Genomic DNA, 19,748 nt, shown 5'->3' with positions numbered 1-19,748 from the left:
TCAGTCCGCCGTCGCGACCAGTGGCTCCAGGGTCAGCTTCGGGAATTCCTTCTCGATGTACTGCAACCGCCACTTGTCGCTGAACAGCGCGAGCAACGCACCGTCGCTGCGGGTGAACACCTCGACGCCGCGCTGCTTGCCCAGTTCGTCCATCGATGCGGCATCGGTGCGCCGGGCCAGCGTGTAGGGCAGGTTGTCCATCTTGGTCTCGACATTGAACTCGGTCAGCATGCGCGCGGTGACCACCTCGAACTGCATCGGACCGACGGCCGCGAGCACGGGTGACGCGTCGCCGCGAATGTCGTTGCGCAGCACCTGAACCACGCCCTCGGAGTCGAGCTGATCGATGGCCTTGCGGAACTGCTTGTACTTGCCCGCGCTCTCGGCGCGCAGCACCGCGAAGTGCTCCGGCGCGAACGACGGGATCGGCGGGAACTCCACCTTCTTGTCCACGAACAGTGTGTGACCAGGGGCCAGTGCGGTCGCGTTAACCAGGCCGACCACGTCGCCCGGGTAGGCGGTGTCGACTGTGTTGCGTTCCCGGCCGAACACGGTCAGCGCGTACTTCGTCGCGAACGGCCGACCGGTCTGCGCGTGCGTGACGACCATGCCGCGCTCGAACTCACCGGACACGATCCGCATGAACGCCAGCCGATCCCGGTGCGCGGCATCCATGCCCGCCTGCACCTTGAACACGACCGCGCTGAACGGCTCGGTGATCTCGCGCGCTCCGCCGTTCACATCGGGACGCGGGCCGGGCGCGGGCGCCAGCGAGACCAGCGCCTCCAGCAGTTGCCGCACACCGAAATTCAGCATCGCGGAGGCATAGATGACCGGTGAGGTCTGCCCGGCGAGGAACATCTCCTGATCGTGGTCCTGCCCGGTGGCCGAGAGCAGCTCGCTCTCCTCGACCGCGGTGGTCCACGGCTCGCCCTCGCGCGCCTCGGCCTGCGCCGGGGTCAGCGACTCCTCCGGCGCGATGGTCGCGCCGCCCGCGGTGCGGGTGAAGTGGATGTATTCGAGCGGGGCACCTTCTTCGCCGCGGCGAAGCAGCCCGCGGAAGTCGCCCGCGATGCCGACGGGCAGAAACAGCGGTGTCGGGGTAAGTCCGATCCGCTCGTTGATCTCGTCGAGTAGTTCCAGCGGCGCCTGGCCCGGCCGGTCCCACTTGTTGATCACGGTGATGACCGGGATACCGCGATGGCGACACACCTGGAACAGCTTGAGCGTCTGCGGCTCCAAGCCCTTCGCGGCGTCGATCAGCATCACCGCGGCGTCGACGGCGGTGAGCACCCGGTAGGTGTCCTCGGAGAAATCGGAGTGGCCCGGCGTATCGACGAGGTTGATCACGCTGTCCATGTCGGAGCCCTCGGCGCGGTAATTGAACTGCAGCGCGGTCGAACTGACCGAGATGCCGCGCGCCTTCTCCATCTCCATCCAGTCCGAGACAGTGGAGCGGCGGCCCGCCTTACCGTGGATCGCGCCCGCCTCGGAGATCATCCTGGCGTGCAGCGCGAGCGCTTCGGTGAGCGTCGACTTGCCGGCGTCGGGGTGCGAGATCACCGCGAACGTGCGCCGTCGGGAAACCTCGGCGGGAAGTCCCTCAGGGGAGGCGGTCAACGGAACAACCTTTCACAGACGACCGATCGGCAACCTGTCTAATCTACGCGATCCGCATGGCCCGGACACGACCTGTGCCTGACCACCCGATTCAAACTGCGCATAACCATTGCGGTATGGTGTTCGGGTTGTCTCGGCGAGGGTGACCGCAGACCTTGATTTGCGTTCACCGTGATCGACGCGGCTCGGCTTCCGGCCGTCCCCGTTGGTTCTTTCGTCGGACGAGTAGACCAATCTAGCCAGGTCGGAAACAGACCCTGGCGCACTGTTGACAGCCCGGAACAGCCGTAGGGAGTAGATCCAGTCATGTCCGACGCCAACCTTCTCGAAGCCGCCGTACGCACCGAGTTCGGTAAGGGTGCCGCCCGCCGTACCCGTCGCGCGGGCAACGTTCCCGCCGTGCTGTACGGCCACCAGGCCGACCCGCAGCACCTCTCGCTCGATGCCCGTGCCTTCTCCGCCATTCTGCGTGAGCACGGCACCAACGCGGTGCTCAGCCTCGTCATCGACGGCAAGAAGCAGCTCGCGCTCACCAAATCCGTTGTCGTGCACCCGATTCGCCGCTACATCGAGCACGCCGACCTGCTCATCATCAAGAAGGGCGAGAAGGTCACCGCCGATGTGAACGTCATCATCGTCGGCGACGCCGCCCCCGGCACCCTGGTCACCCAGGACGCCACCACCATCTCCATCGAGTCCGACGCGATGAGCATCCCGGAGTCCATCGAGGTCTCGGTCGAGGGCATCGAGGCGGGCACCCAGATCAACGCCAGCCAGCTGACCCTGCCCAAGGGTGTCACGCTGATCGTCGATCCGGAGACCCTGATCGTCAACATCATCGCCGCCCCGCAGTCCGAGGCCGAGGCTGAGGAAGCCGCCGAGGCCGCCGAGGCCGCCGCCGAAGCCGCGAGCGCCGAGTAAGTAGCACCGGAATCGGTTGTCGATGACCGAATCCACCACCGGGCCCGCGCTCGTCATCGGACTGGGTAACCCGGGCACCGAATACGAGCGGACCCGGCACAACGTGGGGTTTCTGGTCGCCGACGTGCTCGCGGAGCGCGTCGGCGGCCGTTTTGCCGTGCACAAGAAGTCCGGCGCCGACCTGCTGCAGGCCCGTCTCGACGGCCGCCAGGTGCTGATCGCCAAGCCGCGGTCGTTCATGAATCTGTCCGGGCGCCCGGTCGCCGCGCTGGCCAAGTTCTTCTCCGTGCCGCCGACCGAGGTGATCGTCGTGCACGACGAGCTGGACCTGCCGTTCGGCGAGATCCGGCTCAAGCGTGGCGGCGGCGAGGGCGGGCACAACGGCCTTCGCTCCGTGTCGAGCGCGCTGACCACTAAGGACTATCTGCGCACCCGGATCGGCATCGGCCGCCCGCCCGGTCGGCAGGATCCCGCCGACTACGTGCTCAAGTCGTTCGCGGCGCCGGAGCGCAAGGAAGTGCCGGTGATCGTCGAGCAGGCCGCCGACGCCGTCGAGCTGTTGCTCCGGGTCGGTTTGGAAGCCGCGCAGAACCAGGTGCACTGACCGGCTGCGTCGCGAATTCGCCGCGCTGCCAATGTCTTTCGGTGCTTGTGCGGCGGATCAGTTGAAGCTGTAACGGGTTTGGCTGAACGGCTCGCCCTTGCTGAAAGCCAGCACCTTTGCCGGTGCGACGGCATAAACGAGGGCAGTGTGTCCCGCGCCATCGTTGAATCCGCCATCTACCACCGCAAAGTCCCAGTCCAGCTTGGACTTCCACAGCTTTGCCAGCTGCTGCAACGTCGACTGGTCGGTGATTCGAGCAGCGGTGCCTTCGACCACCACATCGAGTCCCGAGTTCATCGCATTGGTACCGGTGCTGAGAATGCAGTGCGGCTCGGCGGCCAGGTTCACCGCCTTCTGCTCCTGCGCGCCGGTGCAGATGTGCAGACTGCCGTCGTGCCAGATCGCGGGCAGCGGCGTGACATGCGGGCGGCCGTCACGCCGAGTTGTACTCAGCCAGAACATTTCCGACGTGGTCAGCACATCGCGCACCGCAGACCAGGCCGGAGATGTGGCACCTCGGCTGCTGAAGTCCTCGTTCAGTTCGATGGTCGGCTCGAGCTCGGGCATCGCTGTCTCCTGTTCGCTGGTTATCTATACAGACGACGCCAGCGGCAGAAGCTCATCGGTCCCGTCTCAGCGCAGGTGGACGGCGGTGGCAGCGCGCCGGAGCTTGCCGGAGGAGGTCTTCGGCAGCGCGCCGGGGCCGAGCACGGCGACGGTCCGCGGACGGGAACCGACCTCGGAGAACACCGCGTGCACGATCTCGCGCTCGATTCGCTTGACCGCCTCGGCATTCTGGTATTCGTTGCTCTCCACCACCACCGCGAAACTCTCCCGCTTCTGCCCGGCGTCCAGGCGCACGGCGACCGCGTTGCCCGGCCGCACCCCGGTCACCCGGGTGGCTGCGCGCTCGATGTCGGTGGGGTAGATGTTGCGGCCGCCCATGATGATGACGTCCTTGATCCGGCCGCACACCACGATCAGGCCCTCGTCGGTGAAGTAACCGATGTCGCCGGTGTCGAGCCAACCCGCCGCGTCCTGCGCGGGGCGGAAGCCGTTCACCGTGACGTAGCCGGAAGTGACTGCCGGGCCACGTAATTCGATGACGCCGACGGATCGGCTGGGTAACTCTTGCCGCTCCGCGTCGACAACCCGGCCCTCGAGGTGATCGACCAGATAACCCAGCGTGGGCAGTCGGCGGATGTTGCCGGGATGCCCGTGCGGATCGGGCACCGGCACCGCCTTGCCGAGCGCCTCCAGCAGGTCGGCGTCGATGACATCGAGCACCTGACCCAGGCCCGGATCCGGAATCGACACGGCCAGTGTCGTTTCCGCCATGCCGTACACGGGGGTGAGTGCCATCGGGCTGAGCCCGAAGCGCTTTCCGGCCGCGGCCAGCGTCTCCATGGTGTCCGGGTCGACCGGCTCCGCGCCGTTCCACATGTAGCGGACGCTGCTCAGATCGAACGCGCCGTCATCGGCCTGCTTCAGTCGGCGGGCCAGCAGTGAGTACGCGAAATTCGGTGCGGCGGTGACAGTTCCGCGGTACTTGGCGATCAACTCGGCCCACAACAAGGGGCGCATCAGGAAGTCGATCGGCGTCACGCACACCACTTCCGCGCCGATTTGCATGGGGACACTGAGGAATCCGACCATACCCATGTCGTGGAACAGCGGCAGCCAACTGATCATCACGTCGTCGTCGAGCTGGAACTTCACCCGATCGAACATCGCGTAGGCGTTGACGAAGAAGTTGCCGTGCGTGATCCGGACCGCCTTGGGCGACCCGGTCGATCCAGAGGTCAACTGCTGCAGGGCGATATCGTCCTCGGCCGTCGGCACCGGATCGGTATCCGTGCCGTCGTGCAGCTGATCGATGCGCACCACGGTGATGCCGCGCTCGCGCAGCAGCGGCTCAGCCGCCTCGAACGGGGCGCCGAGCACCACCGCGCGCGCCTCGATCATGGTCAGCACGGTCTCGGTGTCGCGGGCCCAGACGATCAGATCGGTGCGCGGGGTCGGCTGGTGCAGCATGGTGATCGACGCGCCGCGCATCCAGATGCCCTGGCAGGCCGGTGCGATATCGACCGGCATGCCCGCGAGCACGCCGACGGCGTCACCGTGCCCGATGCCCGCCGCCGCCAGGCCGCCCGCCATCCGCCGGGCGATCCGATGGATCTCGCCCCAGCTCTGGCGTCGGGGTGCGCCCGGCTCACCGGTCACCAACCCCCGGGTAGACGCCTGCGCCGTCGCATACATCTCGTCGGTGAACCTGCTCAACGTCAACTCCCTCATCACCAGCTTCGGGCCGCCTGCCGACCTGAATCAACTATCCCGCCATTCCGGCGTGGCGTTAACCCTTTTCCTGCGTGTCTGAGTTTGCTGGAGTGTCGCGGGTAACGGAACGCGCGTCAGCGACGAGCGGCCGGGGCCGGGAACGTGGTGGCGTATCGGTCGACGTAGTGGCGGCCCGAGCGGGCGGCGAGCTCGCGCATCAGCTCGTCGGTGGTGGTCCGCGCGGCGTGCTGCTGCTCGGCGGGCAGGTAGTAGCGCGGGGTGCCGAAGCTGATCCGGACCTTGCCGAAGCGGGGCAGCCGGCTGCCGCGGGGGTTGACGCGATCGGTGCCCGAGAGCACGACCGGGATCACGGGCGCGCCGGTCGCCATCGCGACGCGCAGGGTGCCGGTGCGGCCGCGGTAGATCCGTCCGTCCGGCGAGCGGGTGCCCTCGGGGTGGATGGCCCACACGCCGCCCGCCTCGAGAATGCGGGTGGCGGCCGCGAGCGCGTCGGCCGCGGCGCTACCGCCGGTTCGGTCGACCGGCACCTGGCCTGACGCCGAGAAGAACCACCTCTTGAAGCGGCCGCGCAGGCCGGTCCCGGTGAAGTACTCCTGCTTGGCCAGGAAGGCGACCTGGCGCGGCAGCACGAGTGCGAGGTAGAGCGAGTCGATCACCGCGAGGTGGTTGGCCGCGACGATCACCGGTCCGGTGCGCGGAACTTGGTCGAGCCCTTCGACTTCGGGTCTACCCAGCACCCGCAACAGGGGACCGAGCAACACGTACTTGAAGAGCCAGTACCACACGTAAACCTCCCAGAAAGAATGTGTAGACATTGTCTACCGCATTCGCGTAGACAGTGTCTACACCCGCGGTGCGGAGACTTGTGGTCGCGGTAGACAATGTCTGCATGGTCGAGAGTGAACCGCTGCGGGAACGCCTGGTCGGTGCGGGCGTCGACCTGTTGGAAGAGGTCGGTGCGGCGCAATTGGGACTTCGCGCCATCACCCGGGCCGCGGGTGTCTCACATGGGGCACCGCGCAGGCACTTCCCGACCCATCGCGCGTTGCTGGCGGCCATCGCGGCGCGCGGCTTCGCCGAGCTGATCGAGCGGTTCGCCACGCTCGACCCGGGCGGCGAGACGACGCGAGATCGCCTGGCCCGCATGAGCATCCAGTACGTCGAGTTCGCCGCCGAACGCCCGGAGATGTTCACCCTGATGTTCCGGCACGACCTGCTGGAAGGCTCCGGCGAGAACCTGCGGGCGACCACGCTGCCACTGTTCGCGCGATACGCGGCACTGGTGAGCGAGGCCGCCCGGCACGGATCGGTGGACCCGGAGGAGCGCGCGACCGCCCTGTGGACCAACCTGCACGGCATAGCCACCCTGCAGGCGAATCGCAGCCTCCGGTTGATCGCCCCCACCGCCGACATCCGCGCGCTCGTCGACCGTGCGCTGGAATTACACCTGGCCTGAACTACAGGGCGGCGACGGCGGTGATGAAACGGTCCAGTTCGTCGAAGGTTACGAAGCAGTGCGGCGAGGCGCGGATCACGGATTGCAACCCGCGGCCGGTCATGTCCAGCAGGGTGGAGCTGGCGTGGCTCACGGTTACCGTGATGTGTTGCGCGGCAAGCTGATCGCGCACCGCGATGGCATCGATGCCGTCGACGGTGAAGGACACGATGCCGCTGTGCCGAATGCCGATGTCGCGCATCGTGACTCCGGGAATCTCGGGTAGCGCCTTGCGCAGGTGCTCGGCGCGGGCGGAGATGGCGTCGTACACGTTTTCCGGACCGAGGTCGAGCAGGTACTGCACGGCGGCACCGAGACCGAGGCGTCCGGCTACGTCGCATTCCCAGAACTCGAAGCGGCTGGCGTCGGGGGCGAGGCGGTATTCGTCCGGGCCGATCCACGCCGCGCTGTGCAGGTCGAGTCGTCCGGGTTCGATGGATTCCGCCAATTCCGGCCGGACGTAAAGGAATCCGGTGCCGCGCGGCCCGCGCAGCCACTTGCGGCCGGTGGCCGAGAGTGCGTCCACGTCGAGCTCGGCCACATCGATCGCGAGCTGCCCGGTCGACTGGCAGGCGTCCAGCAACACCAGCGCACCCACCGAATGCGCGATCCGGGTGGCCTCGGCGGCCGGGTTGACCAGGCCGCCGTTGGTCGGTGCGTGCAGTATCGAGACCAGCTTGACTTGCTCGTCGACCATGTTCGTCAGCGCGTCGAGATCGATCTGCCCGGTGTCGTCGCTCGGGATCGTCTGCACCGTGGCCCCGGTGGCGCGGGCGCGCTGCAATGCCGCGATGGCATTGCTCGCGTAATCGGCCTCGGAGACCAGGATTCGGTCGCCCTCGGTCAGCGGAATCGAGTAGAAGAAGTCGGCCCACGAACGAGTTGCGCTGTCGCTCAACGCGATGCTGGTCGGCGCCGCGTTGATGAGCGTGCCGATCGCGGTCTTCACCGCGGCGAGATCGTCGAGCCGTTCGTTCGCGGCGCGGTAGCCACCGACCTCTGCCTCGCGCCGCAGATGCTCGACGGTGGTGTCGAGGACTACCCGCGGCGGCAGGGACGACCCGGCACTGTCGAGGAAAACCGAACCCGGTTCGGCGCCTGCCGCACAACCCGGAGTGTCGGCACGGACACGCTCTTCATCCAGCATGATTCCGACTTTAACGGGCATAGCCGGGCGGAGTCCGTCCGTACCAGGCTGGTCCCCAGTTCGGATTCTTGTCGATTTCTTGTCGGTACCGCTCGCTACTCTGGATGGATCGCCGCGAGCGGAACACAGCACGGCAACGCGGTGGTTATAGATCAACGGCGGACACGAAACCACAGCATCTCGGACGCACAAGTGGAGGTTGGCATGGCGGTCACGCTGGAATCAGAGCTGGTCAGTCGGGTTATCCACGACGGAGAGCTCAACTCGCGGGCCGCCGCCGAGGCGTATATCGGAGGTGTCTGCTTCAAGCAGGGACCACCTATGCTGATCGGCGCCGAGCTCGAATGGCTCACCGTGCAGGGTGAGTGTCAGGCGTCAGGCCCCTCGGCCGCCCCGCGTCCGCAATTGACTGCTCTTGCGGATGCCCTCGGACCTTACGCACCACGGTCCATCGCCCCCGATTCGCCGGAAAAGGCACTACCCGGGGGCAGCCGGGTCACCATCGAACCCGGCGGTCAGATCGAACTATCCAGCGCACCATTCGCTGATGCCGCGCAGCTGAGTACCTCGCTCCGCGACGATGCCCGCCTCTTGCGGGAACTTCTCGAATCCCGGTCCATCCGCACCGTTTCCGCTGCCGCCGACGCGGACCGCCGCCCCAAGCGGCTGCTCCAGTTGCCGCGCTATCGCGCGATGGAACAGACCTTCGCCGGCATCGGACCGTACGGCAAACTCATGATGTGCAATACCGCCGCGACCCAGGTCAGCGTCGATGCGGGCGCCGACCGCGCCGATATCGCCGCCCGCTGGACCGCGCTCTACGCCATCGGCCCGGCCATGCTCGCCGCCTTCGCCTGCTCGCCCACCCTCCGTGGCGCCCCGGCAGGCGAGTGGGCCTCCCAGCGGATGCGGGCCTGGCTGCGGCTCGACAACGCCAGGACCCGGCCACCGCTGATGGACTGGGCGGATCCGATCGTCGGCTACAGCAGATGGGCGCTGGACGTCCCGCTGCTGTGCGTTCGAAGACCGGACGGCACTGACGGGCCAGGTACGAACGGTCATCGCACCAATGGCCACGGTGTCGACACCGGCTGGTCGCCGCCGCCGGGGGCGACCTTCGCGGACTGGCTCTCCGGTGCCTTGGACGACGAGGTCGGCCGCCGACCCGATCGCAACGACCTCGACTATCACCTGACCACGCTGTTCCCGCCGGTCCGCGCGTCCGGGTATCTAGAGGTCCGCTATATCGACGCCCAACCCGGCGACAGCTGGACCGTCCCGATTCACGTCCTCGACGCGCTCATGTCCAGCCGCACCGTGGTGGCCGAGGCGATCGCCATCGCCGCGCCACTGGCCGGGCACTGGCTCGACGCCGCCCGCTATGGCTTGGCCGATCTGGAAATCCGATCGGTGGCGGTCGAACTGCTCAGCCTGGCCGCGGCCAACGCGTCGACCGTCGAGGCTGCCCGCGAGATCGAGGCCGCCGTCGAGCGATGTCGCAGCGGCCATAAACCCGTGGCGGAATCCGCCGCGGCCGACTCCGGGGCGGGCGGTCCCGGAGCGGATTCGTGAGCGCCGGTCCGCGAGTGAGCCTTGGCCGCAGCTGTATTGCGTGCCGAGCTTGCCTGCATTGCCGATCCGGCCCGGCGTACGCAGCTGCGCCGAAGCCGACAGGAACTAGCACCGGAGACCCATCGTGACCATTCAGCATCCGCCTGCCACGGACAACGCGGGCACCGAACAACTACGTGAGCAGATCGCCGAGGTACTCACTCGTGCCAGGCAGCGCACGCTCACCCTCACCGACTGCATCGACGAAGCCGAACTGGTGGCACAGCACTCGCGGCTGATGAGCCCGCTGGTGTGGGACCTCGCACACATCGGCAACCAGGAAGAACTGTGGCTGGTCCGCGATGTCGGCGGCCGCGAGGCGGTGCGCGCCGACATCGACGAGCTGTACGACGCGTTCAAGCACGCCCGCTCGAACCGTCCCGCGCTGCCGCTACTCGACCCGACCCAGGCCAGGGGATACGTCGGCACCGTCCGCGACAAGGTGTGGGATGTGCTGGACCGCAGCGACTTACGCGGCTCGCCGCTGGTCGACGGCGGTTTCGCGTTCGGCATGATCGCCCAGCACGAGCAGCAGCACGACGAGACCATGCTGTCCACCCACCAGTTGCGCACCGGCGCCGCGGTATTGACGGCGCTCGCGGTGCCGACCGTGGCGGCTCCCGTCACCGGCGAAGTCGTCGTTCCCGCAGGCGAATTCACCATGGGCACGTCCACCGAACCGTGGGCGCTGGACAACGAACGCCCGGCGCACCGAGTTCGGTTGCCCGGCTTCGCGATCGACGCCGCACCGGTGACCAACGAGCAGTACCTCGCGTTCATCGATGACGGTGGCTACGACCGTCCCGAGCTGTGGTCCGAACGTGGTTGGGCGCATCGGCAGGAGGCGGGCCTCGTCGCGCCGCAGTTCTGGGAGCGAGACATCTCCGGACACTGGTGGCGGCGCGTCTTCAGCGTGCTGACCCCGTTGCGCCCGCATCAGCCGGTGGTGCACGTGTGCTGGTTCGAGGCCGAGGCGTTTGCCAACTGGGCGGGCAAGCGGCTGCCGACCGAGGCGGAGTGGGAGAAGGCCGCGCGCCATGATCCGGCCACCGGCGCGGTCCGCCGATTCCCTTGGGGCGACAGCGAACCCGACGCCAGCACCGCGAATCTCGGCCAGCGCCACCTGGAACCGGCCGACGTCGGTGCCTATCCGGCGGGCGCGTCCCCGGCCGGGGTGCACCAGCTGATCGGCGACGTCTGGGAATGGACCGCATCGGGTTTCGATCCGTACCCGGGCTTCCACGCCTTCCCGTACAAGGAGTACTCCGAGGTCTTCTTCGGCGGCGACTATCGCGTCCTGCGCGGCGGCTCCTTCGGCACCGATCCGGTCGCTTGCCGCAGCACCTTCCGCAACTGGGACCACCCGATCCGACGGCAGATCTTCTCGGGCTTCCGGCTCGCCAGGGACCTGCGGCCGGGGGAGGGCGAGTGAGCACGGCGGCTCCTTTCGCGGGGCCTGATCGGTTCGGCATCGCGGCGGCGGGAGGCGGGCACTGATGTGCAGACACCTCGGTTACGTCGGCCCGGCGGTGCGTGTCGGTGAGATGCTCACCGCCGGTACACATTCGCTACGAACTCAGGCCTGGGCACCGCGAGACATGCGTGGCGGCGGCACGATCAATGCCGACGGGTTCGGCGTCGCGTGGTGGCGGGCTGTCGAGCCGGCCGACACTCAGCACCCGTCGGCCACCGGCGAACCGCCCGGTGGTGCCGCGGCAGGCAGCACCGTGATCGCCAGCCGATACCGCAACTCCGCCCCCATCTGGACCGATCCGGCGGTGGAAGAGGTACTGACGCAACTGCATTCGACCGCCGTGCTCGGCTCGATCCGATCCGCCACCGTCGGCATGCCCGTCGAGCGGGCAGCGTGCGCGCCGTTCACCAGTGCACAGTGGGCCTTCAGCCACAACGGCTCGGTGCCGAGCTGGCGGAAGGTCATCACCGCGGCGTCGTCGGACTTGGACAACGCCGCCACCCGATTCGGCGCGACCAGACTCTTCGAGACGATCCAGCTACTCGAGGCCGAATCACCGACTGACGCCGCGACGCTCTGGGTGCTGTTGCGGCAGTTGCTCACTGCGGTGTCGCCGGACGGTTTCGTCGATTCCCCAGGCACGGCCCTCGGCCTGCTGGCGTCCGGCGTGCTGAAACACGCACCGGCCGCCCGCCTCAACTTCCTGCTCGGCGACGGTGAAACCCTCTGGGCCACAACCGTGCACCACGCCTTGTCGGCGCTGGTCACCGACACCTTCGCCGTGCTCGCCTCCGAACCCTATGACGACGACCCGAATTGGCGGTCGATCCCCGACCGCAGCCTGGTTGTCGCCAGTCCAGGAAAGCTCACCATCGATCCGCTGCCCGACAGCACGAAAGGCGCCTCACGATGACCGCACCGACGCTGGAGATCCACCTATCCGACGACGACCTCACCTCGGCATTGCGCGCGGACGCCAGGCTCGGCCTCACCGCGGACCCGAAGTGGCTGCCGCCCAAGTGGTTCTACGACGCCCGCGGCAGTGAACTGTTCGAGCAGATCACCGAGCTCCCCGAGTACTACCCGACGCGCACCGAACGCGCCCTGCTGGAGCGGGTGGTCGGCGAGATCGCCCGGGTCGCACAGGCCGAGGTGCTCGTCGAGCTCGGTGCGGGCTCGGCCGCCAAGACCCGGCTGCTGCTCTCCGCGCTGACCGCCGAGGGTCCGCTGAAGACCTATGTCCCGCAGGATGTCTCGTCCTCGGCGCTGCGGGCCGCGGCGGACGAGATCGCGGCCGAGTTCCCCGGCCTGGCCGTGCACGGGGTGGTCAGCGATTTCACCGACACCCTGCACAACCTGCCCGGCGGCGGCCGCCGGATGATCGCCTTCCTCGGCGGCACCATCGGCAACCTGATCCCCGCCGAGCGCGCCGCGTTCCTGTCCAGCATCTACGAGGTGCTGGAACCGGGTGAGCAGCTGCTGCTCGGTGCCGGTCTGGTCATCGATCCGGCCGTGCTGGTCCCCGCCTACGACGACGCGGCCGGTGTCACCGCCGAGTTCAATCGGAATGTGCTGCACGTGTTGAACTCTCGGCTCGACGCCGATTTCGCGCCGGAGAAGTTCGAGCACATCGCGCTGTGGGACGCCGAGCACGAGTGGATCGAAATGCGCTTGGCGGCAACCGAAGACATGACCGTCACGGTGCGCGACCTCGATCTCACCGTGCGGTTCGCGGCGGGCGAGCAGATGCGCACCGAGATCTCGGCCAAGTTCCGCGTCGAGGGTCTGGCCGCGGAACTCGCCGCCGCCGGGTTCACCACCGAGCAGGTGTGGACCGATCCGGACAACCGCTTCGCGCTCGTCCTCGCCGCACGCGACTAGGCAAGCAGTGGTGACCGGGTAGTCGCTCCGGTCACCACAGCGGAGAGCCAATCGACCAGGGGCCGCATCGTCTCCCAGGCGGTGCGGATCTCCTTGGCGGCCCGTGGTTTATCCAGCCATGGGGGTGCGCCGAGTTCCTTGTTGCAGACCAGGGCCTTGTGCCGGAGCAGGTCGATGCGCGGATGCTCGGCGTCGTAACCCTTCGGCTTGGTCTTGAGCCGGTCGCCGCCGATCGTGTAACCCGCTTTGCTCAACTTCGCCAGAATCGCCTCCAGCTCCGGGCCACGCACATCGTGATCGATGGTGGCGCGCAGCTGGGCGATCTGTTCCGACGAACCGCCGTAGAAACCGCCCGCGACATACAGTCCCGCCGCGCCGACCTGCACATACCAACCGGTGCTCGGCGCGACGGACACATACGCGCCCTGGTGATTCTTGTACGGCGTCTTGTCCTTGGAAAAGCGCACATCCCGATACGGCCGGAAGATCTTGGCCGCACCGAAATCCGGCTCCAGCTCGGCGGTGAGCGCGAGCATCGGCGCCTTCACCGACGACTCGTACACATCCTTGTGCGCGCTCCAGAACGCCTTCGAGTTATCGGCCTCGAGATCCTCGTAGAAATCCAGCCCCGCCAGCGGAAAGCCGCCGAACTTGGTCATGACTGTGCCTCGCTCATACAGAGCAATCTACGTTCTCAGGTCTCCGTTGAAGATAAGGAACCCCACCAGGAAGCCGATGATCATGGTGACGCCCGACGCGATCGCGGCCCATTTGCCGAGCGACTCGCCCTTGTTGTGGCCGACGATGCCGAGCACGATGCCCGCGGGGCCGAACAGAATGGGGCAGAACAACACCGCGACCACCGCGCAGACGAATCCGATGATCGAGAACACCTGCGTGCCGGACGACTGCGGGGGAGTCGTGTACGGCTCGTACGACTGCTGTGGATAAGAGCCATAACCGCCAGGTAGCGGCCGCTGCTGTTCGCTGTAGCCGCCCGCCGGTGGATAGTTGTACATCCCGCCCTGCGGATATTGCGGCGTGCCACCCGAATCCAACGGTTGGCCACTCCCCGGATACTGCGGGTACTGCGACTGACTCTGCGGACCCCATTGCTGCTGACCGGTCGGCGCACCCCACCCCTGACCCGACGGATCAGCACCCCAAGACGGCTGGCTGCCCGCGGGCCCAGCGGGTCCGCCACCTGACCAAGGCTGACTACCGGGCGGCCCGGCAGGTCCCGAGTCCCAGGACGGCTGCCCGCTGGACGGCCCAGCAGGCCCCGAACCCCACGATGGTTGATTGCTCGACGGCCCAGCGGGTCCGCCGCTCTGCGAGGGCTGGCCGCTCGACGGCTGATGGCCGGACGGCCCGGCAGGCCCCGAACCAGAAGCCGACGGTTCACTCGACGGCCCAGCAGGACCTGCTTCCACCGGCTGCGATTGCCCGCCCAACGGCCCGGCGGGCGCGTCGCTCGGCTGCCACCATTCACCGGCCGGTGGCGGTGGCGCGGTATACGGCTCACTCGAAGGTTCGCCCGCACCAACACCTTTCGACAACGAAGGGGGCGCGCTCGCCGCAGACTCCGCGCCTGCTGATTCCGGCACGCCGTCGGTGGGTTTCGGATCCTGTGGCGTGCTCATCGCGCCTCCTCGTGTCGTCCGGTCGCCACCTCTGCGTACCTCCGCCACCGCGGCCGTCCGCGATGAGCGGACGGACTGCGTCCGGCTTGTCCGTTATGCGTACCACGACGGAAGAACTGTCATAGCCGATTGCGCTAGGTGGCGCATCCGGTCATCGACCGAGCGTCAGAGCGAGGTGTCGTCGACGATCTCCATGGCCACCACCTCGGCGGGCCGTTCGTCGTCCTCGGCCTTCTCGGCGCGCTGCTCGCGCGGGGTCGACTCCTGCGCCAACTCGTCCGCGATGCCGAGCCTGCCGTCATCGTCGTTCTCGTGATAGCGAATGCGCAGGTCATCCGGCGGATCCTCGATATTGCGCTGGTAGGCGCGGATCTCGTCGGCTTGGTCGTCGTCTCCCATGTCTGTGTCCAGCGATTCACGGTCCATACCCCTCAGTATCCCCGCGTATCGCCATAACTAACTGAACCGGCGCAAAGAAAAGGCGGCCCGGACCGAAGTCCGAGCCGCCCTTTCGCGGTGTAAAGCTATGCGTTGCCGTTGAAAAGGCCTGTTACCGAGCCGTTCTCGAAGACCTCGCGGATGGTGCGGGCCAGCAGCGGCGCGATGGACAGCACCGTCAGCTGCGGGAACTTCTTCTCTTCGGTGATCGGCAGCGTGTTGGTGACCACGACCTCCTTGGCGCCGCAGGCGGCCAGCCGCTCCGCGGCCGGGTCGCTCAGCACGCCGTGCGTCGCGGCGATGACCACGTCACCGGCACCGGCGTCCTTGAGCACCTTGACCGCGCCGGCGATGGTGCCACCGGTGTCGATCATGTCGTCGATCAGGATGCAGGTGCGGCCCTCGACATCGCCGACCACGCGGTTCGCCTTGATCTGGTTGGGCACCAGCGGGTCGCGGGTCTTGTGGATGAACGCCAGCGGCGAGCCGCCGAGCGAGTCGGCCCACTTCTCGGCGACGCGCACGCGGCCCGAGTCGGGGGAGACCACGGTGATGTGGTCGAGGGTGTAGTTGGTGCGGATGTACTCGGCGAGCTGCAGCTGCGCGTGCATGTGATCGACCGGGCCGTCGAAGAAGCCCTGGATCTGATCGGTGTGCAGGTCGACGGTGATGATGCGGTCCGCGCCCGCGGTCTTCAGCAGGTCGGCGACCAGGCGAGCCGAGATCGGTTCGCGGCCACGGTGCTTCTTGTCCTGGCGGGCGTACGGGTAGAACGGCAGCACGGCGGTGATCCGCTTGGCCGAGCCGCGCTTGAGCGCATCGATCATGATGAGCTGTTCCATCAGCCACTGGTTCAGCGGAGCGGGGAAGCTCTGCAGCACGAACGCGTCGGAGCCGCGGACCGACTCCTCGAACCGGACGAAGATCTCGCCGTTGGCGAAGTCGCGTGCGGTCTGCGGCGTGACGTGGACGTCGAGTTCCTTGGCGACCTGCTCGGCCAGCTCAGGGTGGGCGCGTCCCGAGAAGAGCATCAGGTTCTTCTGGTTGTCGATCCATGACGCGGTCACTGCTGTTTGCCATCCTTTTGCTCGTGTGCCTGACCGGAGTCCTCTTTGGCGGCGTTGGCTTCTGCCGCCGCGCGCGCCGCGGCCGTTCCAGGACGGTGGCGTTGCACCCAGCCCTCGATGTTCTTCTGCGGCCCGCCGGAAATCGCGAGTGCCCCGGGCGGAACGCTTCTGCGCAGTACAGTACCCGCCGCCGTATACGCGCCGTCACCCACCGTTACCGGTGCGACAAACATCGTGTCGCTTCCCGTTCGCACATGCGAGCCGACAGTGGTGTGATGCTTGGTCACTCCGTCGTAGTTCACGAAAACACTCGAAGCGCCGATGTTGCTGTGCTCGCCGATGGTGGCGTCGCCGACGTAGGTCAGATGCGGCACCTTGGAGTGCGCGCCGATCGAGGCGTTCTTGGTTTCCACGAAGGCGCCGAGCTTGCCGGAATTGCCGACCACGGTGCCCGGTCGTAGGTAGCTGAACGGGCCGATGGTCGCGCCGGGGCCGATCATCGCGCCCTCGCCGTGCGTGCGGACGACCCGCGCGCCGTCGCCGACGACGACATCGGTCAGCGTGCTGTCCGGCCCGATCTCGGCGTCCTCGCCGATCACGGTGTCGCCGAGCAGCTGCACGCCGGGGCGCAGGATGGCGTCCCGACTGATCCGCACGCTCGCGTCGACCCAGGTGGAGGCAGGATCGATGATGGTGACACCGGCGCGCATGTGCCGTTCCAGGATGTACCGGTTGAGCCTGCTGGTCGCGTTGGCCAGCTGGACCCGGTCGTTCACGCCGGTGACCTTGGCCGCGTCGACCAGGCGGGCGCCGTGCACCGGATGCCCGGCCTCGCGGGCCAGCCGGAGCACGTCGGTCAGATACAACTCGTGCTGCGCGTTGGCGGTGGACAACCGGCTGATCATGGTGCGCAGCACGTTCACGTCGAACGCGTACACACCCGAGTTCACCTCGGTGATCGCGGACTGGGCCGGGGTGGCGTCGGCGTGCTCGACGATCTCGAACACCTGGCCGTCGGCGTCGCGGACGATGCGGCCGTAGCCGTTCGGGTCGTCGGGCACGAAGGTGAGTACGGTCACTGCGGACCGTTCGGCGTAGCTGCGGTGTTCGTCGAGCAGCGCGGACAACGTGTGCCCGTCGAGCAGCGGCACGTCGGCGGAGGTGACGAGCAGGTCGCCGGTGAAACCGACGGGCAGCGCGGCCAGTGCGCACTGCACGGCGTGCCCGGTGCCGAGCTGTTCTTCTTGGATGGCCGGGGTGATTTCACGGCCGAGGTCGGTGGCCACCGCGTTGACGGCGGCGCCGACCTGCTCGCGGTCGTGTCCGACCACGGTGATCAGGTATGCGGGGTCGATCTCGTTCGCCGCATGCAGCGCGTGCGCGAGCATGCTTCGACCGGCCAGCGAATGCAGCACTTTGGGGGTCTTCGACCGCATTCGCGTCCCGGCACCGGCTGCGAGAACGACGACGGCGGTCTGCTGTGGCATGGATCTCCCTACGCTGCCTGTCATCGTGCTGCTGGGCTCTGCTCATCGTGCTGGGGTCTGGTGTGCTGGGCGCAGATGTGCGGGCCAACGCTAGTCATCGTGCTGCCGAGCTCCGCCGCCAGGACTCGAACCTGAACTATCTGAACCAAAATCAGAGGTGCTGCCATTACACCACGGCGGATTGTCACATCGGCGGATCGGGAACACCCGCCGCTGTGCCACGGCACGGGAAAGATCCTCGCATACACCTCCGCCTCTCCGCGATTCTTGCCGGTAGTTGGAGCGTTGAGAACGTCGGGGCGGGCTTTGATCGGAGGCGCGCCCGGGGTTGACGGCGCAATCTGTCCGGCTGTCTGGAACAGTTAAGGCACTGGACGGTCGTGTGGCGAAGGGAGGCGGGACTGATGTCGACTAGTGAACCGCCCAAGGTGTCGCGTCCGCGGATGACCGGTACCCAGCGGCGACAGCAACTCATCGAGATCGGTCGCGCACTGTTCGCCGAGCGCGGATATGACGCGACCTCGATCGAGGAGATCGCGCAGCGGGCCCAGGTCTCCAAACCTGTGGTGTACGAACACTTCGGCGGCAAAGAGGGGTTGTACGCGGTCGTCGTCGATCGCGAGATGTCGATGCTGCTCGACATGATCGTGTCCTCGCTGACCCAGAATCGGTCCAGGGTCCGGCTCGAACAGGTCGCGCTCGCGCTGCTGACCTACATCGAGGAACGCACCGACGGCTTCCGCATCCTGGTCCGCGATCAGCCCGCGGGCAATGCCGAGGGCCGCTACTCCAGCCTGCTCAACGAGGCCGTGAACCAGGTCGCGCACATCCTCGCCGGGGATTTCGAGCGCCGCGGTTTCGACACCAGCCTCGCCACCCTCTACGCCCAGGCGTTGGTCGGCCAGGTGGCCACCGCCGCCACCTGGTGGCTGGACGAACGCAAACCGTCGAAAGAGGTTGTCGCCGTGCATTTGGTGAATCTGTGCTGGAACGGGCTGAGCCATCTGGAGGCCGACCCGCATCTCAGCTCGGAGTGGCGCGCCGGTATCGAGGAGTGACCCAGGTTGTTAACCAGCGAATTGCGAAGTGGGTCCAGTCGAATGCTCGAATTGACTGCCGAGGGCCCGCCTGGTGGTACGGTTCACCCATCCTTTGGGTGCTGTTCGGGCGGTAAGTCGGTCTATTTCGTGATGTCGGTCTACTTCAGGATGGCTGGTTTTTAGGATGACAGGCGGATCTGATGGCTAGGCAAGCGCGCGCGGAGATCACCCGCGACTCCGTTCTTGCGGGCGCTGCAGATGTCTTTCTGCGCTTGGGTTACGCGAACGCGAGTCTGAGCGAGATCATCGCGCAGTCCAATGTGACCAAGGGCGCCTTGTACTTTCACTTCGGCTCGAAGGAAGAGCTGGCGCGCGCGGTGGTCGACCAGGGCAACGAGCGGCTGGTCAGCTCGTGTCAGGGTTTCTTCGATCCCAGAGTGCCTGCGCTCGAGGCGTGCATCGGCATCACCTATGTCGTGGCCGACCTATCGATGAACGATCCGATGGTCGGCGCGATGCTCAAGCTGACCCACCAGATCGGTGACTACCGCGGCGCCCAGGGCGACAACATCGCCAAGACATGGGGCGACACCTACCGCGTGCTCTCCGAAAGGGCTATCGCCCAAGGCGATTTGCAGCCCGAGCTCGACGCCGACGTGATCGGCATGCTGCTGCAGGAGATGACCGCGGGCGTGCACATCATCGCGGTCGGCACGGAGTCGATCGATCAGATGGCGACCCGGATGGAACGCGTCTGGTACTTCCTGCTCCCGTCGATCGTCCCCGGCGAGAAGCTCGCGTACTTCCGCGAGTTCGCGGCCCGGCGCCTGCGTCGCTACGTGCCGTAGTCGTTTCTCGATTGCGTTCGGGACGACTGATCTCGTCAGCACATGGGTAACTCGTCGGGTACGGGCTAACGCTTGCAGCCAACCTGCCGCTGGTCGCCAACGTCACTGGTGTGGCACCTAGGTCTGGCCTGAATTCGCGGGGAGGCGGGCCGCTAGACTTTGCTCGCTGCTCGA

Annotated in this window: 19 protein-coding genes and 1 tRNA gene; 9 read left to right on the top strand and 11 right to left on the bottom strand. The window is 67.1% G+C overall.

What is annotated here, in order from left to right:
- Complete coding sequence (locus tag ACQPW1_RS43355) at positions 1-1,620, bottom strand: peptide chain release factor 3 (protein WP_433659243.1); 1,620 nt, start codon at positions 1,618-1,620, stop codon at positions 1-3.
- A gap of 306 nt (positions 1,621-1,926) precedes the next feature.
- On the opposite strand from ACQPW1_RS43355, the gene ACQPW1_RS43350 reads away from it, so the two are divergent.
- Both ACQPW1_RS43350 and pth read left to right on the top strand, forming a co-directional pair.
- Positions 1,927-2,541 (top strand): 50S ribosomal protein L25/general stress protein Ctc, encoded by a 615-nt coding sequence (locus ACQPW1_RS43350; protein WP_433659241.1) that lies wholly within the window; start codon positions 1,927-1,929, stop codon positions 2,539-2,541.
- A gap of 22 nt (positions 2,542-2,563) precedes the next feature.
- Positions 2,564-3,145 (top strand): aminoacyl-tRNA hydrolase, encoded by a 582-nt coding sequence (pth, locus tag ACQPW1_RS43345; protein WP_433659239.1) that lies wholly within the window; start codon positions 2,564-2,566, stop codon positions 3,143-3,145.
- 57 nt (positions 3,146-3,202) lie between these two features.
- On the opposite strand, the gene ACQPW1_RS43340 is transcribed toward pth, so the two are convergent.
- From ACQPW1_RS43340 to ACQPW1_RS43330, 3 genes are all read right to left on the bottom strand, one after another.
- Positions 3,203-3,712, bottom strand: a complete 510-nt coding sequence (locus ACQPW1_RS43340; protein ID WP_433659237.1) for a pyridoxamine 5'-phosphate oxidase family protein — start codon at positions 3,710-3,712, stop codon at positions 3,203-3,205.
- Positions 3,713-3,778: 66 nt separating this feature from the next.
- Positions 3,779-5,425, bottom strand: a complete 1,647-nt coding sequence (locus ACQPW1_RS43335; RefSeq protein WP_433659236.1) for a fatty acyl-AMP ligase — start codon at positions 5,423-5,425, stop codon at positions 3,779-3,781.
- Positions 5,426-5,556: 131 nt separating this feature from the next.
- Positions 5,557-6,228: a lysophospholipid acyltransferase family protein gene (locus tag ACQPW1_RS43330; protein WP_433665505.1), complete on the bottom strand. Its 672-nt coding sequence runs from the start codon at positions 6,226-6,228 to the stop codon at positions 5,557-5,559.
- Between the two features lie 104 nt (positions 6,229-6,332).
- Here ACQPW1_RS43330 and ACQPW1_RS43325 point away from each other — a divergent pair, with 104 nt between their 5' ends.
- Complete coding sequence (locus ACQPW1_RS43325; protein ID WP_433659234.1) at positions 6,333-6,899, top strand: TetR/AcrR family transcriptional regulator; 567 nt, start codon at positions 6,333-6,335, stop codon at positions 6,897-6,899.
- A 1-nt stretch (position 6,900) separates the two neighbouring features.
- Here the strand turns inward: ACQPW1_RS43325 and ACQPW1_RS43320 are convergent, their stop codons facing one another.
- A complete protein-coding gene (locus ACQPW1_RS43320; RefSeq protein ID WP_433659232.1) occupies positions 6,901-8,085 on the bottom strand; it encodes an aminotransferase class V-fold PLP-dependent enzyme in 1,185 nt (394 codons plus the stop codon).
- A gap of 204 nt (positions 8,086-8,289) precedes the next feature.
- Between ACQPW1_RS43320 and egtA the strand changes: the two genes are divergently transcribed.
- From egtA to egtD, 4 genes are all read left to right on the top strand, one after another.
- Entirely contained in the window at positions 8,290-9,657 is a 1,368-nt protein-coding gene (gene egtA, locus ACQPW1_RS43315; RefSeq protein WP_433659230.1) for an ergothioneine biosynthesis glutamate--cysteine ligase EgtA, read from the top strand.
- A gap of 124 nt (positions 9,658-9,781) precedes the next feature.
- On the top strand, positions 9,782-11,128 hold the full coding sequence (egtB, locus tag ACQPW1_RS43310; protein ID WP_433659228.1) for an ergothioneine biosynthesis protein EgtB: 1,347 nt from the start codon (positions 9,782-9,784) through the stop codon (positions 11,126-11,128).
- A gap of 64 nt (positions 11,129-11,192) precedes the next feature.
- The gene (locus tag ACQPW1_RS43305) at positions 11,193-12,083 is read left to right on the top strand and encodes a class II glutamine amidotransferase (RefSeq protein WP_433659226.1); all 891 of its coding nucleotides are present in this window, start codon (positions 11,193-11,195) and stop codon (positions 12,081-12,083) included.
- The gene (gene egtD / locus ACQPW1_RS43300; RefSeq protein ID WP_433659224.1) at positions 12,080-13,051 is read left to right on the top strand and encodes an L-histidine N(alpha)-methyltransferase; all 972 of its coding nucleotides are present in this window, start codon (positions 12,080-12,082) and stop codon (positions 13,049-13,051) included. Before ACQPW1_RS43305 ends, egtD begins: the two co-directional genes overlap by 4 nt.
- Here the strand turns inward: egtD and ACQPW1_RS43295 are convergent.
- The 6 genes from ACQPW1_RS43295 to ACQPW1_RS43270 form a co-directional block, all read right to left on the bottom strand.
- The gene (locus ACQPW1_RS43295) at positions 13,048-13,710 is read right to left on the bottom strand and encodes a DUF2461 domain-containing protein (protein ID WP_433659223.1); all 663 of its coding nucleotides are present in this window, start codon (positions 13,708-13,710) and stop codon (positions 13,048-13,050) included. The two genes, egtD and ACQPW1_RS43295, sit on opposite strands and share 4 nt — an antisense overlap.
- A 27-nt stretch (positions 13,711-13,737) precedes the next feature.
- Positions 13,738-14,694, bottom strand: coding sequence for a hypothetical protein (locus tag ACQPW1_RS43290; protein WP_433659221.1), 957 nt, complete (start codon positions 14,692-14,694; stop codon positions 13,738-13,740).
- Between the two features lie 165 nt (positions 14,695-14,859).
- Positions 14,860-15,120 (bottom strand): hypothetical protein, encoded by a 261-nt coding sequence (locus ACQPW1_RS43285; RefSeq protein ID WP_433659219.1) that lies wholly within the window; start codon positions 15,118-15,120, stop codon positions 14,860-14,862.
- A gap of 98 nt (positions 15,121-15,218) precedes the next feature.
- The gene (locus tag ACQPW1_RS43280; RefSeq protein WP_107659278.1) at positions 15,219-16,199 is read right to left on the bottom strand and encodes a ribose-phosphate diphosphokinase; all 981 of its coding nucleotides are present in this window, start codon (positions 16,197-16,199) and stop codon (positions 15,219-15,221) included.
- Positions 16,196-17,686, bottom strand: a complete 1,491-nt coding sequence (gene glmU / locus ACQPW1_RS43275; RefSeq protein WP_433659217.1) for a bifunctional UDP-N-acetylglucosamine diphosphorylase/glucosamine-1-phosphate N-acetyltransferase GlmU — start codon at positions 17,684-17,686, stop codon at positions 16,196-16,198. The genes ACQPW1_RS43280 and glmU overlap by 4 nt, the downstream gene beginning before the upstream one ends.
- Before the next feature lie 110 nt (positions 17,687-17,796).
- Positions 17,797-17,867 (bottom strand) — tRNA-Gln (locus tag ACQPW1_RS43270).
- A gap of 262 nt (positions 17,868-18,129) precedes the next feature.
- Here ACQPW1_RS43270 and ACQPW1_RS43265 point away from each other — a divergent pair.
- Together ACQPW1_RS43265 and ACQPW1_RS43260 are read left to right on the top strand one after the other, a co-directional pair.
- A complete protein-coding gene (locus ACQPW1_RS43265; protein WP_051187212.1) occupies positions 18,130-18,744 on the top strand; it encodes a TetR/AcrR family transcriptional regulator in 615 nt (204 codons plus the stop codon).
- Between the two features lie 182 nt (positions 18,745-18,926).
- Positions 18,927-19,574, top strand: coding sequence for a TetR family transcriptional regulator (locus ACQPW1_RS43260; RefSeq protein ID WP_396975032.1), 648 nt, complete (start codon positions 18,927-18,929; stop codon positions 19,572-19,574).
- The last annotated feature ends 174 nt before the right edge of the window (positions 19,575-19,748 follow it).

Origin of the sequence: Nocardia sp. CA-128927 (genome assembly GCF_050955855.1) — a bacterium.
Classification (GTDB): Bacteria; Actinomycetota; Actinomycetes; order Mycobacteriales; family Mycobacteriaceae; genus Nocardia.
This window is presented reverse-complemented; position numbering and strand designations above follow the sequence as displayed.